This is a genomic window from Streptomyces sp. NPDC093252, assembly GCF_040683675.1.
Classification (GTDB): domain Bacteria; phylum Actinomycetota; class Actinomycetes; order Streptomycetales; family Streptomycetaceae; genus Streptomyces.
The window spans coordinates 86,563-102,336 of the sequence record NZ_JBFBEM010000017.1 but is presented as its reverse complement, the minus strand read 5'-3'; the positions used below and the strand labels follow the sequence as shown (position 1 = coordinate 102,336).

Genomic DNA, 15,774 nt, shown 5'->3' with positions numbered 1-15,774 from the left:
TCCCGGTCGGGTCCCGTCGGGTTCCCGGTGGGGTCCCGTCGGGGTCCCGGTCGGGTCCGGTCGGGTACCCGGTGGGGTCCCGTCGGGGTCCCGATAGGGCCACGCCCTACCGGTGGCCCACCAGAGACCCACCAGCAACCCACCAGTGGCCCGCCGAAGGCCCGCCAACGACCCGCCGACAGCCTCTCGGTGACCGACCGGGGACCGACCGGCGAACGGTCGGCTACCGACCAGGGACCGACCGGCCACCGACCGGCCACCCGCCGAGGACGGCCCGGCCACCGACCGGCCACCGGCCGAGGACGGCCCGGTGACCGACCGGTGACCGGCCGCCCGGCGGCGCCAGGCGGCCCCCGCGGTGCGGTCGTCCCGGAGTCACCCCCCGGAGGGTCCCGGTGGTGTCTCCCGTGCGGCCGACCGGCGCGGTGCCGGGGCGGTGCGGGGCCGCAGTGCCCGCCGGACCCCTGGTCCCGGCGTGCACTGCCGCGCCCCGCACCCCGGATCCCCTCGCGTTCCGGCTCTCGCGGTGCCGGAACGCGCGGTTCTCCGGGTTCAGGTACCCCGGCCGGACCGTCCGGGCGTCGCCGCCGCGCGGCCGGACCGGGACCGGGAGAACTCCCGGGCCCCCGGTCCCGGCCGGCCACGACGGTGGCGCCGCCGCCCGGAGCGGAACACCGGACCCTGGGCCCGCCCACCCCTCATGTGCGGGCGGGCCCGGTCTCGGTGCCCCTACTTGAAGCCGGTGGGCATGTACTGGTCGACGTTGGTCTTGTCGACGACGGCCGAGTACAGCGTCACCGACGCGGGGATCTCGAACTCGGCCATCCCGCCGACGCCCTTGCCCTGGCCGAGGGCGCGGGCGAGGTCGATCGCGGAGGCGGCCATGGTCGGCGGATACAGGACCGTCGCCTTGAGGACGCCGTTGTCCTGCTTGATGGCCTGGAACGCGGAGAGCGCGCCCGCGCCGCCGACCATCAGGAAGTCGTCGCGCCCGGCCTGCTCGATGGCGCGCAGCGCGCCCACGCCCTGGTCGTCGTCGTGGTTCCACAGCGCGTCGAACTGCGACTGGGCCTGGAGCATCTGGGCCATCTTGGCCTGCCCCGACTCGACGGTGAAGTCCGCCGCCTGACGGGCCACCTTCTCGATGTTCGGGTAGTTCTTCAGGGCGTCGTCGAAGCCCTGGGTACGCTGCCGGGTCAGCTCCAGCGCGTCCACCCCGGCCAGCTCGATCACCTTGGCGTTCTGCTTGTCCTTGAGCCGCTCGCCGATGTAGTGCCCGGCGTTGAGGCCCATGCCGTAGTTGTCGCCGCCGATCCAGCAGCGGTACGCCTGCGGGGAGTTGAAGATCCGGTCCAGGTTGACCACCGGGATCCCGGCCCGCATGGCCTTCAGCCCGACCTGGGTGAGGGCCTTGCCGTCGGCGGGCAGGATGACCAGGACGTCGACCTTCTTGTTGATCAGTGTCTCGATCTGGCCGATCTGGGCGGCGGTGTCGTTGGAGCCCTCGGTGATCTCCAGCGTCACGTCCTCGTACGTCCCGGCGCGGTTCTTGGCGTTCTCGTTGATCGCGTTGAGCCAGCCGTGGTCGGCCTGGGGGCCGGCGAAGCCGATGGTGACCGGCTTGCCGGGGGTGTCCGAGGCGGCCGGCTGCTCGTTGGTGGCCGGCTCGTCGTCCGCGGAGGACTCGTTGCTGGTACATCCGGCGAGGAAGACACCGGCGCCGACGGCGGCGGTCCCGAAGAGCATTCCTCTGCGGCTGGGAAGCTGTGGCATGGCGGTGAACCCTTTCCTCAAGTCGTGCTCGCGGTACGGCGCTGGACCAGCACGGCGGCGACGATGATCGCGCCCTTGGCGATCTGCTGGACGTCGCTCTGTAGGTTGTTCAGGGCGAAGATGTTGGTGATCGTGGTGAAGATCAGGACGCCGAGCACCGAGCCGACGATCGTGCCCCGGCCGCCGCTGAGCAGCGTGCCGCCGATGATCGCCGCGGCGATGGCGTCGAGTTCGTAGAGGTTGCCGTTGGTGTTCTGGCCCGAGCCGGACAGGATGATCAGCAGGAAGGCGGCGATGCCGCAGCACAGCCCGGAGAGCAGATACAGATACAGGCGCTGGCGGCGGACATCGATCCCGGCCAGCCGGGCGGCCTCGGCGTTGCCGCCGACGGCGACCGAACGGCGCCCGAAGGTGGTGCGGTTGAGCAGCAGCCAGCCGACGACGGTGACCGCCGCGAAGACCAGGACCAGCGGCGGGATGCCCAGGATGTAGGCGTCGCGCTCCCCGAGGTCGAGGACGCTGGGGACGGTGACGATCTGCGTCTTGCCGTCGGTGATCTGGAGGGCGAGCCCGCGGGCCGAGGCCAGCATGGCGAGCGTGGCGATGAACGGCACCATCCCGCCGTAGGCGATCAGCACCCCGTTGACCAGTCCGCAGGCCACGCCGACGACCACCGCGGTGAACAGGATGCCGAAGAAGCCGTACTCCTGGGTCGCCACCGTCGTCGCCCAGACCGAGGCGAGGGCCACGATCGCGCCGACGGAGAGATCGATGCCGCCGGAGATGATGACGAAGGTCATCCCGACGACGACGACCCCGATGATCGACGCCTGGGTGAGGACGAGTTGCAGATTGCGGGTGTCCAGGAACTGGTCGGGCTTGGTGATGCCGCCGATCACGATCAGCGCGGCGAGCACGCCGAGCAGGGACAGGGTGCGTACGTCGGTGCGGAACAGCGTGGCGCGCCAGGCGGGCGGCCCGCTCACCGGCGGCGCCTTGTCGGTGGTGTCCCGCGGCGGGGAGACGGGCTGCGTCATGACGCCGGGCTTCCTTCCATCACAAGGTCGAGGACGCGGTGTTCGTCCAGTTCCTGGGCCGGTGCGGTGTGCACGACCCGGCCCTCGCGCAGGACCAGGACGCGGTCGGCGAGGCCGAGCACCTCGGGCACCTCGCTGGAGACCAGCAGGACGGCGAGGCCCTCGTCGGCGAGACGCCGGACGACGGCGTACAGCTCGGCGCGGGCGCCGACGTCCACACCGCGGGTGGGTTCGTCGAGCAGCAGGACCCGGCAGCCGCGCAGCAGCCAGCGGGCGAGGACGGCTTTCTGCTGGTTGCCGCCGGACAGGGTGCGGATCGGGACGGCCGGGTTGTCGGGCCGCAGGGACAGCTCGCGGGTGGTGGCGCGGGCCGCCCCCAGTTCGGCGCCCCGGTCGATCCAGCCGAGGCGGGCGAAGCGGGACATGGAGGAGACCGACACATTGTTGGTGACGGACTCCAGCATCAGCAGGCCCTGCGCCTTGCGCTCCTCGGGGGCGAGCCCGAGCCCGGCGCGCACGGCGGCGCGGACGCTGCCGGGCCGCAACGGCTGCCCGTCGACGAAGACCTGACCGGCCGTCGGCTTGCGGGCCCCGTAGATGGTCTCCAGGATCTCGGAGCGGCCGGAGCCGACCAGTCCGGCGAAACCGACGATCTCCCCGGGCCGCACGGTCAGGTCGAAGGACTCGAACTCGCCGTCCCGGGCCAGTCCGCGCACCTCCAGCAGCGGATCGCGCGGCTGTGGCGCGGTGGGCCGCTCCGGGAAGACGTACTCGACGTTGCGGCCGGTCATCAGGGCCACGACATCCTTGGTGGGGGTGGATTCGGCGGGCAGTCCGCCGGCCACCGCCCGGCCGTCCTTGAGGACGGTCACCCGGTCCCCGATCCGGCGGATCTCCTCCAGCCGGTGCGAGATGTAGACGACGGCGACCCCGTCGGCGGTCAGATCGGCCACGATCCGGAAGAGGTTGTCGACCTCGTCGGGGTCGAGGGCGGCGGACGGCTCGTCCATCACGATCAGGCGGACATGGTGGGAGAGCGCCCGTGCCATGGACACGATCTGCTGTTGGGCGGCCGACAACTCCCCCACCAGCCGGGCCGGATCGATCTCGGGGTGCCCGAGCCGTTTGAGCAGGGCCGCGGTGGAGGCCCGCGCGGTGCCGCGCTTCACGACGAATCCGGCGGCGGTCGGCTCATGGCCCAGGTGGACGTTCTCGGCGACGGACAGATGCTCCACCAGGTCGAGTTCCTGGTAGATGGTGGCGATGCCGAGGCGCATGGCGGCGATGGGCGAGCGCAGGGTGACGTCCTCGCCGAGCCAGCGGATGGTGCCGCCGTCGGGCTGGTGGGCGCCTGCCAGCACCTTGATCAGGGTGGACTTGCCGGCTCCGTTCTGGCCGAGCAGACAGTGCACTTCACCGGCCTGCACATCGAGGTCGACGCCGTCGAGGGCCCGAACGCCGGGGAACGACTTGGTGATGCCGGACATGCTGAGCAGCGGTGGTTCTGATGCCATGTGGGTTCCCCTCGGCGGCGGGCGGGCCGGGTGTCAGGGCAGGAGAGGGTGTGAGAGGGCATAAGGGGGTGGAGGAGCGTCTGCAAAAAAGGGCATATAGCGGAAGATCACCAGCAAGAGGGACCGTGGTGCCGAGAGCGCGTGGACCAGGCAGGGCAGGCCGCTGACACGAGTGACTGACGGGCAGGGATCGACCGGCAGCCGCATCGGACGCGACCGCCGTGGAACGCTGGACGTTGCTTGCGAAGGAGTTGCGCGGATGACCGCTGACGCGAGTGGCTGCTGACGACGCGGATGACTGCTGGCACAGGTGCCCGCTTGCGCGGACGACGGGCTACGCGGGTGAGTACAGGTGATCGCTGATCAGCCGGGCCGCGCCGATGACCCCGGCGGTGGGGCCGAGTTCACCGAGCACGATGGGCAGATTGCCGGTCGCCAGGGGCAGCGACTGACGGTAGACCTGGGTGCGGATCGCGGCGAGCAGATTGTGGCCGAGGCCGGTCACTCCACCGCCGATCACCACGAGTCCCGGGTTGAAGAAGCTGACCAGGCCGGCGATGACCTGGCCGACATGGTTGCCGCCCTCACGGATCAGATCGAGGGCGGTGGCGTCCCCCGCGGAGGCCGCGGCGGCGACATCGACGGCGCTGAGCGTGCCGGTCGCCTCCAGCCGGGCCGCGAGTTCCGGTGAGCGTCCCTGCTGGACCGCCTCCAGCGCGTCCCGCGCGAGCGCGGCACCGCTGAAGTGGGCCTCCAGGCACCCCCGGTTGCCACAGGCGCACGGCCGTCCGTCGGGCACGGCCTGAATGTGCCCGATGTCGCCCGCGCTGCCCGTCGTCCCGCGGTGGACCTCTCCGCCGACGACGATCCCGCAGCCGATACCGGTACCGATCTTGACGCAGAGGAAGTCGCCCACGGAACGGGCGACGCCCGCGTGCTGCTCCCCCATCGCCATCAGGTTCACATCGTTGTCGACCATCACCGGGCAGCCGAGTTCCTGGCTGAGCGCCTCCCGCACGGGGAAGCCGTCCCAGCCGGGCATGATCGGCGGCGCCACGGGGACGCCCTCCGGGAAGCGGACCGGTCCCGGTACCCCGATCCCGGCCCCGTCGAACCCCTCGACCAGCCCGGACGCCTTGAGTTTGGCGGCCATGGAGAGGGCCTGCTCGAAGACCGCGACGGGTCCCTCGCGGACCTCCATGGGCTGGTTGATGTGCCCGAGGATCTCCAGTTCGGCGTTGGTGACGGCGACATCTATGGAGGTGGCGCCGATGTCGACGCCGAGAAAGCGCAGCCCCGGATTGAGCCGGATGTTGTGGGAGCGGCGCCCCCCGCGCGAGGCGGCGAGTCCGTCGGCGACCACCAGTCCCGTTTCCAGCAACCGGTCCACCTCGACCGCCAGTTTCGACCGGGAGAGGTCGATCTGGTCGCCGAGCTGGGCACGGGAGTTGGGGCCGCCGTCGCGCAAGAGCTTCAGCAGCCGGGCCTGATGGGCGTTAGCGGGTCGTGCGGTCATACGTCTCACGAGCCCCTCCCCGCCTCATATCGGCTGTCTCCGTGTGGCTTTCGAGGGGAACGTAGCAGTGGCTGCCGCGATGGGGAAGAACTTGCGCAGAGATTGCCGTCGACTTCTTCCACTGACAGGACAAAGCGAGGGTCAGGGGTGGACCTTGGGGGGACTTTGGAGGCGCGAAAGGCCGGAATTGCCCCACTACGGACTGGGAAGCGGGGAGGCGAGCGCGCCCTAGCCGCGCGAACGGGCGTGGTAGGACTTGCGGGTGTGCTCGGTGTGGTCGCGCATGATCTGGGTGGCCCGGGGTTCGTCGCGGGCGGTGATCGCGGCGATCAGCTCCCGGTGCTCGATCCAGGACTGGTGCCCCCGCTGCCGGGCCACCGGCGCGTAGTACCACCGCACCCGGCGGTCGACCTGGCGGGCGAGTTCCGCCAGCACCGCGTTCCCCGCCAGCTCCATCACCTTGGCGTGGAAGCGGGCGTTGAGCAGCACCGCCGCGTCCACGTCATCGGCGGCGACGGCCTCTTCGCCCTCCGCGCACAGCTCCTCCAGCGCGGTGACCCCGGCCGTGCCGGCGTTGGCGGCGGCGAGCCGGGCGGCCTCGGCCTCCAGCAGGGTGCGGACGGTCAGGAGCTGGTCCGCCTCCTCCTCGGTGGGCTCGTGGACGAACGCACCCTGGGCGGGGCGCAGATCGACCCAGCCCTCGGTGTTCAGCCGCTGGAGCGCCTCGCGCACCGGCTGGCGGGAGACCCCGAGATGCCCGGCGAGTTCACTCTCGACCAGATGCTGGCCGGGCTGGAGCGCACGGGTGGTGATGAGTTCCAGCAGCGCCTCGTAGACGCGGTCGCGCAGCGGGCCGGGACGCTCCAGCCTGGGCACGGCCCCCTGCGGCAGTCCTGTCGACAGCATCGCGGTCCCCCTCCTCGGCAGGTACTGCGGGCATTACTCCACGACAACCGTAATGACCGGGCAAAGTCAGTATCGATTGTCTTTCGTCTACAGTCTACGGCGCACCGGTTCCGGGAAATCGGACAGTTGGGCACATCACACCGAACGCACCCCTTGCCGACCGGGGTCTGCCCGAAGGGGCAAGAGAGGGTCGGGGGTCCCGGACCCGCCGGGACACCGGGGTTCACGGACCCGCCGAGGCACCGACGCCCCACTCCCTCAGGGCCGCGGGCGGCCCGCCCAGGGGCCGCAGATGCCCCTCCCCACCCAGCGGCAGCGGACGGCCCCGCCCGCCCCAGTGGCAGCGGGCACCCGCTCAAGGGCACGGACGGCCCGTCCAGCCCCAGCGGCACCGGGCACCCCCCCCCCAGCGGCAGCCGGCGCCCCTCAGGGGCAGCGGACGACCTGTCCCGCGTACGAAAGGTTGCCGCCGAAGCCGAACAGCAGCACCGGGTCGCCGGAGGCGATCTCGCCGCGCTCGACCAGCTTGGACAGAGCCATCGGGATGCTCGCGGCGGAGGTGTTGCCGGAGACGGTGACATCGCGGGCGACAACCGCGTTGACCGCGCCGATCTTCCCGGCGAGCGGTTCGATGATCCGCAGATTGGCCTGGTGCAGGACGACGGCGGCGAGGTCGGCCGGGGCCAGCCCGGCGCGTTCGCAGGCGGCGCGGGCGAGCGGCGGGAGCTGGGTGGTGGCCCAGCGGTAGACGGTCTGGCCCTCCTGGGCGAACCGGGCCGGTGAGCCCTCGATCCGGACGGCGTGGCCCATCTCCGGCACCGAGCCCCACAGCACCGGGCCGATCCCGGGCGCCCCTCCGTCCGGCACCTCCATGCCCTCGACCACGGCCGCTCCGGCGCCGTCGCCGACCAGGACGCAGGTGGTGCGGTCGGTCCAGTCGGCGACGTCGGACATCTTGTCGGCGCCGATCACCAGGGCCCGGGTCGCGGCCCCGGCGCGCAGGGTGTGGTCGGCGGTGGCGAGGGCGTGGGTGAAGCCCGCGCAGACCACGTTGACGTCCATCGCGGCCGGGGAGGGAATGCCGAGCCGGGCGGCGACCCGGGCGGCCATGTTGGGCGAGCGGTCGATGGCGGTGGAGGTGGCGACCAGCACCAGATCGATGGCGTCCGGGCCGAGCCCGGCCGCGGCGAGCGCCTTGGCGGCGGCGTGCGCGGCCAGCTCGTCCACCGGCTCGTCGGGGCCCGCGATGTGCCGGGTACGGATGCCGACCCGGCTGCGGATCCACTCGTCACTGGTGTCGACCAGGCCCGCCACATCCTCGTTGGTGAGCACGCGGGCGGGCTGGTAGTGGCCGACAGCGGCGATACGCGAGCCGTTCATACGGGTGGGCCCCCTAGGGTTCCGGGTCCGGGATCCACCAGTCTGATGAGTGACTCGCGGGTACGGCGGCACGGGATGCCACAGGATTCACCCGCCCGAGTTGTCGGTTTCTATCAGCACCGACGCGCCCCGGAAGGCATCCCCGGGCCCGCGAGGCACCTCTCACCTCTCACCTCTCACCCGGTGAACAACTGGGTCGCCTTCCGCACCAGCTCATACATTCCGTACGCCAGCGGCAGCCCGACCCAGAGCCAGGCGAACACGGTCAGCGGACGGCGGTCAGGCGGACTCTGGCTGCGCTCGCCGGACATCGGCGGCCTCCTCGGGGACATGGTGGTGGCGGGGGTGGACGGGCCGGACCAGCTCATTGGCGACGAAGCCGACGGCCAGCAGTCCGATCATGATGAGGAAGGACAGTCCGTACAGCTCGGCGCCGGTCCTCCCCGCGCTCTCCTGCCGGTCGGCGATCCAGTTGACGATCAGCGGGCCGAGCACCCCGGCGGTGGACCAGGCGGTGAGCAGCCGGCCGTGGATGGCGCCGACCTGGTAGGTGCCGAACAGGTCCTTCAGATAGGCGGGGACGGTGGCGAAGCCGCCGCCGTAGAAGGAGAGGACGACCAGGGCGCACAGCACGAACAGGGGTTTCGAGGAGTCGCCGTAGAGGGCGATGAGGCCGTACATCAGGGCGCCGGCGCCGAGGTAGAGGCGGTAGATGTTCTTGCGGCCGACGAGGTCGGAGGTGGCGGACCAGCCGATGCGTCCGGCCATGTTCGCGGCGGACAGGAGGGCGACGAAGCCGGCCGCTGCCGCCGCCGAGACCGGGGCGGGGGTGTCCTCGAAGAAGTCGGTGATCATCGGGGCGGCCTTTTCGAGGATGCCGATGCCCGCGGTGACATTCATGCACAGGACGATCCACAGGCACCAGAACTGGGGGGTGCGGAGGGCCTGGCGCGCGGACACCTGCGGGCCGGTGGGGGCCGGGCGGGCCGGCGCGGCGGAGCCGCCTGGGGACGCGTCCCGCGCCCCTGGGAGGGGCGTCGGGGGGACCCTGACCAGCAGGACACCCAGTGTCATGAAGGCCGCGTAGGTCAGGCCGTGGACCAGGAACGCCAGGGCGATTCCGTCGCTGTCCGCGCCGAAGGAGTCGAGCATCCGCGCCGACCAGGGGGACGCGATCAGGGCCCCGCCGCCGAAGCCCATGATGGCGATGCCGGTGGCCATGCCGGGGCGGTCCGGGAACCATTTGATCAAGGTGGAGACCGGTGAGATGTAGCCGATGCCCAGGCCGATGCCGCCGACGAAGCCGTAGCCGAGGACGATCAGCCAGTACCGCTCGGTGGCCGCGCCGAGGGCGGAGATCAGGAAGCCGGAGGAGAAGCAGACCAGGGCGACGGTCATCGCCCAGCGGGGGCCCCGGCGTTCGACCAGGGTGCCGCCGAACGCGGCGGACAGGCCGAGCATCACGATGCCGAGCTGGAAGGGCAGCGCGCTCTGGGTGCCGCTGAGACCGAGCGCCGATTCGAGCGGTGGCTTGAACACGCTCCAGGCGTACGCCTGGCCGATGGAGAGATGGACGGACAGTGCTGCGGGGGGAACGAGCCAGCGGCTCCAGCCCACGGGAGCGATGGGGGGACTCATGATCCGGAACCGTAGGCAGGGCCGCGGGCGTTGGAAAGCCGACGGTCAACCGTATGCGATGAGCGGTATGCACCGCGCGCCGAACGGTCGCGCCGGGAACGGTGGTTGCGCGGACCCTTGTCGACCCAACTTCCATACTGTAGACAATATTCCGTCGACGTGCTCGCGCGGCCGGCCTCTCGCGCTCCAGGGCCGCTCGACATCCTCCCGATGCCCCCCGACCCCCCGACCACCTCCGCGGTATCCCTCAAACCGAACGGAGTTGTCCCCGTGAAAGTCGCAGTTCTCGGCGCCGGTGCGATCGGCGCCTATGTGGGTGCCGCGCTCCACCGCGCGGGTGCGGACGTCCATCTCGTCGCCCGTGGACCGCATCTCGCGGCCATGAGGCAGCACGGCGTCCGGGTGCTCAGTCCGCGCGGTGACTTCGTCGCCCGGCCCCACGCCACCGACGACCCGGCCTCGATCGGCCCGGTCGACTACGTCTTCCTCGGCCTGAAGGCCAACTCGTACGCGGCGTGCGGGCCGCTGATCGAGCCGCTGCTGCACGACCGGACGGCGGTGATCGCCGCCCAGAACGGCATTCCCTGGTGGTACTTCCACCGCCACGGCGGACTGTACGACGGCCACCGGATCGAGAGCGTCGACCCGGGGGGCGCGGTCAGTGCGGTGCTGGCCCCCGAGCGGGCCATCGGCTGTGTGGTGTACGCGGCCACCGAACTGGAGGGCCCCGGCGTCGTCCGCCATCTGGAGGGCACCCGGTTCTCGATCGGGGAGCCCGACCGCAGTGTCTCGCCGCGCTGTGCCGCGTTCAGCGAGGCCATGGTGACCGGCGGGCTGAAGTGCCCGGTCGAGCCCGAGCTGCGCAACGACATCTGGCTCAAGCTGCTCGGCAACATCTCCTTCAACCCGATCAGCGCGCTGGCCCGCGCCACCATGCGGCAGATGTGTCTGCACGGGGGCACCCGCAGGGTCATCGAGATCATGATGACCGAGACGCTCTCGGTCGCCGAGGCCCTCGGCTGCGAGGTCGGGGTGTCCATCGAACGCCGGCTCGCCGGCGCGGAGAAGGTCGGCGACCACCGCACCTCCACGCTCCAGGACCTGGAGCGCGGCAAGCCGCTGGAACTGGACGTGCTGCTCGCGGCCGTCGTGGAGCTGGCGGAGATCACCGGCGTCCAGGTGCCGACCCTGCGCACCGTGCACGCCATCTCGGACCTGCTCGCGCTGAGGAGCGCCGCATGAGGAAACCCGGCGACGGTCCGCGCAGGGACCGCACCCCCAGGACCTACACCCGCCTCACCCACCCCCTCGTCCGCGACTCCCGCGACGAGCCGTTCCGGCGGGCGACCTGGGAGGAGGCGCTGGAGCGCGCCGCCCGGGGCTTCGAGCGCAACCGGGGCGCCTTCGGCATGTTCTCCTGCGCCCGTGCCACCAACGAGATGAACTATGTGGCGCAGAAGTTCACCCGGGTGGTGATGGGCACCAACAACGTCGACTCCTGCAACCGCACCTGTCACGCGCCGAGCGTGGCCGGGCTGTCGGCGGCGTTCGGCTCCGGCGGCGGGACCTCGTCGTACGAGGAGATCGAGCACACCGATGTCGTCGTGATGTGGGGGTCCAACGCCCGCTTCGCGCACCCGATCTTCTTCCAGCACGTGCTGCGCGGGATCCGGAACGGCGCCCGGATGTACGCGGTCGATCCGCGCCGCACCTCCACCGCCGAGTGGGCGGAGGGCTGGCTCGGGCTGAATGTCGGCACCGACATCCCGATGGCGCACGCGATCGGGCGGGAGATCATCCACGCGGGCCTGGCCAACGAGGCGTTCATCGCGCGGGCCACGTCCGGCTTCGAGGAGTACCGGGCGCTGGTCGAGCCGTGGACGCTGTCGCTGGCCGAGAAGGTGACCGGGGTGCCCGCGCGGGCGATCCGGGAGCTGGCGCACGCCTACGCCCGCGCCGAGCGCGCCCAGTTGTGCTGGACGCTGGGCATCACCGAGCACCACAACGGCACCGACAACGTCCGGGCGCTGATCAATCTGTCGCTGCTGACCGGGCACGTCGGCCGGTTCGGCTCGGGGCTCCAGCCGCTGCGCGGGCAGAACAACGTCCAGGGCGGCGGGGACATGGGGGCGATCCCCAACCGGCTGCCCGGCTTCCAGGACATCCTGGACCCGGACGCCCGGCTGAGGTTCGAGAGCGCCTGGGACACGGTGATCCAGCCGCACTACGGGCTGACGCTGACCGAGATGTTCGAGGCGATGGAGGAGGGCTCGCTCCGGGCGGTCTACTGCATCGGCGAGAACCCGGCCCAGTCCGAGGCGGACAGCGAGCAGGCGGTGCGGCGGCTGGGGATGCTGGACTTCCTGGTCGTCCAGGACATCTTCCTCACCCGGACCGCGCAGCTCGCCGATGTGGTGCTGCCCGCGACCGCCGGGTGGGCGGAGACCGACGGCACCACCACCAACAGCGAGCGCCGGGTGCAGCGGGTGCGGCGCGCGGTGACCCCGCCCGGCGAGGCCCGCGAGGACATCGGCATCCTGTGCGCGCTGGCGTCCCGGCTCGGCCACGACTGGACGTACGCGGACGCGGAGGCGGTCTGGAACGAGCTGCGCTCGGTGTCCCCGGACCACTACGGGATGACGTACGCGCGGCTGGCCGAGGAGCAGGGCATCCAGTGGCCATGCCCGTCCACCGACCGTCTCGAACCGACCTATCTGCACGGGCGGCTGTGGGCGGACGACCCGGCCGAGCGCGGGCGGCTGGCGCCGTTCGGGCTGGTCCAGCACGATCCGCCGGTCGATCTCACCGACGAGGACTTCCCGATCCGGCTCACCACGGGCCGCCGTCTGGACTCCTACAACACCGGGGTGCAGTCCGGCGGGTTCGCCTCGCCGCTGCGGCGCGGGGAGTACATCGAGCTGTGCCCGGAGGACGCCGAGCGGTACGGGGTGGCGGTGGGCGAGGAGGTCCAGGTGTCCTCGCGGCGCGGTGCGGTGGTCGCGCCGGTCTGGGTGGATCCGGCGCTGCGGCCCGGTCTGGCCTTTATGACCATGCACTTTCCCGACGAGGTGGACACCAACCAGCTCACGATCGAGGCCAACTGCCCGATCGCGGGGACGGCGGAGTTCAAGGCGTCGGCGATCCGGATCGAGAAGCTGCCCGTCGCGACCATCGTGAGGTGACCACCTGTGGATCTGCACTTCGGTGACAGCAAGCCGACGGACGAGGAGCGGGCGGCGGTCGACGCCCTGCTCGGTCCGCCGGAGTCCTCCTGGGAGGGGGCGGACCGCTCCGACGCCGATCTGCGGTGGGCGCGCGGCGGGCGGGAGGCCCGGGACCGCCGTGAGCTGCTGTTGCCGGGGCTGCACGCGCTCAACGACCGGGTCGGCTGGATCAGCGGCGGCGCGCTGGACTATCTGTGCCGCCGGCTGACCGTGCCCCCGGCACAGGCGTACGGGGTGGCCACCTTCTACGCCCTGTTATCGGTGACACCGCGCCCGGCGACCGTGCTGCACGTCTGCACGGACCTCGCCTGCGCGGCGGCCGGGGCGCCGGAGCTGTGCGCAGGGATCGAGTCCCGGCTCGGTCCCGGCGTCCGGGTCCAGCGCAGCCCCTGCCTGGGGCTGTGCGAACGGGCCCCGGCCGCGCTCGCGATCCGCGCGGGCGATCCGGTCCGTACGGCCGTCTCCGCGCCGGCCACCGTGGAGACGGCCGTACGCGCCGCGACGGCGCCCGACTCGGCGCCCGAGGAGCCGCCCGCGGCGCTCGCGGTGCCGCAGGCGGGGGCGCCGGGACTGATGCTGCTGCGGAGGGTGGGGGTGGTGGACCCGTCGTCGCTCGATGAGTACCGGGCGCACGGCGGGTACATCGCGCTGCGGGAGGCGTTCCGGCTGGGTCCGGCCGGGGTGATCCGGGAGGTGACCGACTCGGGGCTGGTGGGCCGGGGCGGGGCGGCCTTCCCGACCGGGCGGAAGTGGGGGGCCACCGCGGCCCAGCCGGACCGTCCGCACTATGTGGTGTGCAACGCCGACGAATCGGAGCCCGGCACTTTCAAGGACCGGGTGATCATGGAGGGCGATCCGTACGCGCTGATCGAGTCCATGACGATCGCCGGGTACGCGACCGGGGCCCGGCTCGGCTACCTCTATCTGCGCGGGGAGTATCCCCGGGCGCTGGCCCGACTGGAGCACGCGATCGGGCAGTGCCGGGCGCGGGGGCTGCTCGGGGACGATGTCCTCGGGCAGGGGTACGCCTTCGACATCGAGATCCGGCGGGGTGCGGGCGCCTACATCTGCGGTGAGGAGACGGCGCTGTTCAACTCCATCGAGGGCTATCGGGGCGAGCCGCGCTCCAAGCCGCCGTTCCCGGTGGAGAAGGGCCTGTTCGGCAAACCGACGGTGGAGAACAACGTCGAGACACTGGTCAACGTCCTGCCGATCCTGACCATGGGCGCGCCCGCGTACGCGGCGATCGGCACCGGCCGGTCCACCGGCCCCAAGCTGTTCTGCGTCTCGGGCAGTGTGACGCGGCCCGGGATCTACGAGCTGCCGTTCGGGGCGACGCTGGGTGAGCTGCTGGCGCTGGCCGGGGTGCGGGACGGGCTGCGGGCGGTGCTGCTGGGCGGGGCGGCGGGCGGGTTCGTCCGGCCGGACGAGACGGACATCCCGCTGACCTTCGAGGGCACCCGGGAGGCGGGGACCACGCTGGGCTCGGGGGTGGTGATGGCCTTCGACTCCACGGTGCCGCTGCCCCGGCTGCTGCTGCGGATCGCCGAGTTCTTCCGGGACGAGTCGTGCGGGCAGTGCGTGCCGTGCCGGGTGGGGACGGTCCGGCAGGAGGAGGCGCTGCACCGGATCGTGGCGCGCACCGGCGCCGAGGCGGCCGGGGACATCGCGCTGCTGCGCGAGGTGGGCCGGGCGATGCGGGACGCCTCGATCTGCGGCCTGGGCCAGACCGCGTGGAACGCCGTGGAGTCCGCCATCGACCGGCTGGGGGCGTACGAATGAGGGCCGCCGTCACCAGGAATCCCGACCACGGGACGGCCGCCACCGCCAGGAATCCCGCCCTCAGGACGGCCACCGCCGCCAGGAATCCCGCCCTCGGGGCGGGCGTCAACCACTCTCGGGGAGCGCACTCATGACCGTGACCGAACTGGGCATCCCGCGCAGGCTGCTGGAGTTCACCCTCGACGGGGAGCCGGTGCGGGCGCAGGAGGGGGCGACGATCCTCGACGCCTGCCGGGCCGCCGGGAAGGACATCCCGACCCTGTGCCACGGCGACACCCTCACCCCGAAGAACGCCTGCCGGGTGTGTGTGGTGGAGGTGGAGGGGTCGCGGACGCTGGTCCCGGCCTGCTCGCGGAAGGCGGAGCCGGGCATGGAGGTCCGTACCGGCACCGAGCGGGCCCGGCACAGCCGGAAGATCGTGATCGAGCTGCTGGCGTCCTCGGTCGATCTGTCGACCACCCCGCAGGTCGCCGGATGGATCAAGGAGTACGGGGCGGAGCCGGACCGGTTCGGCCCGGACGCGGCCCGGCTCGGCGAGGATCCGAGGGTCGACAACGACCTGTACGTCCGGGACTACGACAAGTGCATCCTCTGCTACAAGTGCGTCGACGCCTGCGGCGACCAGTGGCAGAACACCTTCGCGATCTCGGTCGCGGGCCGGGGTTTCGACGCCCGGATCGCGGTGGAGCACGACGCCCCGCTGACCGACTCGGCATGTGTGTACTGCGGGAACTGCATCGAGGTGTGCCCGACGGGGGCGCTGTCCTTCAGGTCGGAGTTCGACATGCGGGCGGCCGGCACCTGGGACGAGGAGCGGCAGTCGGAGACCACCACGGTGTGCGCGTACTGCGGCGTGGGCTGCAATCTCACGCTCCATGTGCAGGACAATGAGATCGTGAAGGTCACCTCTCCGCATGACAATCCGGTGACCCACGGCAACCTCTGTATCAAGGGACGCTTCGGCTACCAGCACGTACAGAACCGGGACTGAACGGGACGACAGG

Annotated in this window: 12 protein-coding genes; 4 read left to right on the top strand and 8 right to left on the bottom strand. The window is 71.7% G+C overall.

The annotated features are described in order from the left end of the window. Nucleotides 1-729: 729 nt before the first annotated feature. From AB0O01_RS30945 to AB0O01_RS30910, 8 genes are all read right to left on the bottom strand, one after another. Nucleotides 730-1,773 carry a substrate-binding domain-containing protein gene (locus tag AB0O01_RS30945; RefSeq protein WP_365318540.1) on the bottom strand — a complete coding sequence of 348 codons (1,044 nt, stop codon included), beginning with the start codon at nucleotides 1,771-1,773 and terminating at the stop codon, nucleotides 730-732. Between the two features lie 17 nt (nucleotides 1,774-1,790). Then, a complete protein-coding gene (locus AB0O01_RS30940; protein WP_365318539.1) occupies nucleotides 1,791-2,810 on the bottom strand; it encodes an ABC transporter permease in 1,020 nt (339 codons plus the stop codon). Beyond that, nucleotides 2,807-4,324 carry a sugar ABC transporter ATP-binding protein gene (locus AB0O01_RS30935; protein WP_365318537.1) on the bottom strand — a complete coding sequence of 506 codons (1,518 nt, stop codon included), beginning with the start codon at nucleotides 4,322-4,324 and terminating at the stop codon, nucleotides 2,807-2,809. Before AB0O01_RS30935 ends, AB0O01_RS30940 begins: the two co-directional genes overlap by 4 nt. 334 nt (nucleotides 4,325-4,658) lie before the next feature. Beyond that, complete coding sequence (locus tag AB0O01_RS30930; protein ID WP_365318536.1) at nucleotides 4,659-5,840, bottom strand: ROK family transcriptional regulator; 1,182 nt, start codon at nucleotides 5,838-5,840, stop codon at nucleotides 4,659-4,661. Nucleotides 5,841-6,068: 228 nt separating this feature from the next. Beyond that, the gene (locus AB0O01_RS30925) at nucleotides 6,069-6,746 is read right to left on the bottom strand and encodes a GntR family transcriptional regulator (protein ID WP_365318534.1); all 678 of its coding nucleotides are present in this window, start codon (nucleotides 6,744-6,746) and stop codon (nucleotides 6,069-6,071) included. A 426-nt stretch (nucleotides 6,747-7,172) separates the two neighbouring features. Then, entirely contained in the window at nucleotides 7,173-8,126 is a 954-nt protein-coding gene (locus AB0O01_RS30920; RefSeq protein WP_365318532.1) for a beta-ketoacyl-ACP synthase III, read from the bottom strand. Between the two features lie 176 nt (nucleotides 8,127-8,302). Next, nucleotides 8,303-8,437 carry a hypothetical protein gene (locus AB0O01_RS30915; protein ID WP_365318530.1) on the bottom strand — a complete coding sequence of 45 codons (135 nt, stop codon included), beginning with the start codon at nucleotides 8,435-8,437 and terminating at the stop codon, nucleotides 8,303-8,305. After that, nucleotides 8,406-9,764 (bottom strand): OFA family MFS transporter, encoded by a 1,359-nt coding sequence (locus tag AB0O01_RS30910; RefSeq protein ID WP_365318529.1) that lies wholly within the window; start codon nucleotides 9,762-9,764, stop codon nucleotides 8,406-8,408. Before AB0O01_RS30910 ends, AB0O01_RS30915 begins: the two co-directional genes overlap by 32 nt. 270 nt (nucleotides 9,765-10,034) lie before the next feature. Here AB0O01_RS30910 and AB0O01_RS30905 point away from each other — a divergent pair, with 270 nt between their 5' ends. The 4 genes from AB0O01_RS30905 to AB0O01_RS30890 all read left to right on the top strand — a co-directional run bounded on the left by AB0O01_RS30905 (nucleotide 10,035) and on the right by AB0O01_RS30890 (nucleotide 15,761). Next, nucleotides 10,035-11,006 (top strand): 2-dehydropantoate 2-reductase, encoded by a 972-nt coding sequence (locus AB0O01_RS30905; RefSeq protein WP_365318527.1) that lies wholly within the window; start codon nucleotides 10,035-10,037, stop codon nucleotides 11,004-11,006. Continuing rightward, nucleotides 11,003-12,946 carry a molybdopterin-dependent oxidoreductase gene (locus AB0O01_RS30900; RefSeq protein ID WP_365318526.1) on the top strand — a complete coding sequence of 648 codons (1,944 nt, stop codon included), beginning with the start codon at nucleotides 11,003-11,005 and terminating at the stop codon, nucleotides 12,944-12,946. The genes AB0O01_RS30905 and AB0O01_RS30900 overlap by 4 nt, the downstream gene beginning before the upstream one ends. Before the next feature lie 6 nt (nucleotides 12,947-12,952). Beyond that, a complete protein-coding gene (locus AB0O01_RS30895; protein WP_365318524.1) occupies nucleotides 12,953-14,770 on the top strand; it encodes an NADH-ubiquinone oxidoreductase-F iron-sulfur binding region domain-containing protein in 1,818 nt (605 codons plus the stop codon). A gap of 130 nt (nucleotides 14,771-14,900) precedes the next feature. Further along, nucleotides 14,901-15,761, top strand: a complete 861-nt coding sequence (locus AB0O01_RS30890) for a 2Fe-2S iron-sulfur cluster-binding protein (protein ID WP_365318523.1) — start codon at nucleotides 14,901-14,903, stop codon at nucleotides 15,759-15,761. The last annotated feature ends 13 nt before the right edge of the window (nucleotides 15,762-15,774 follow it).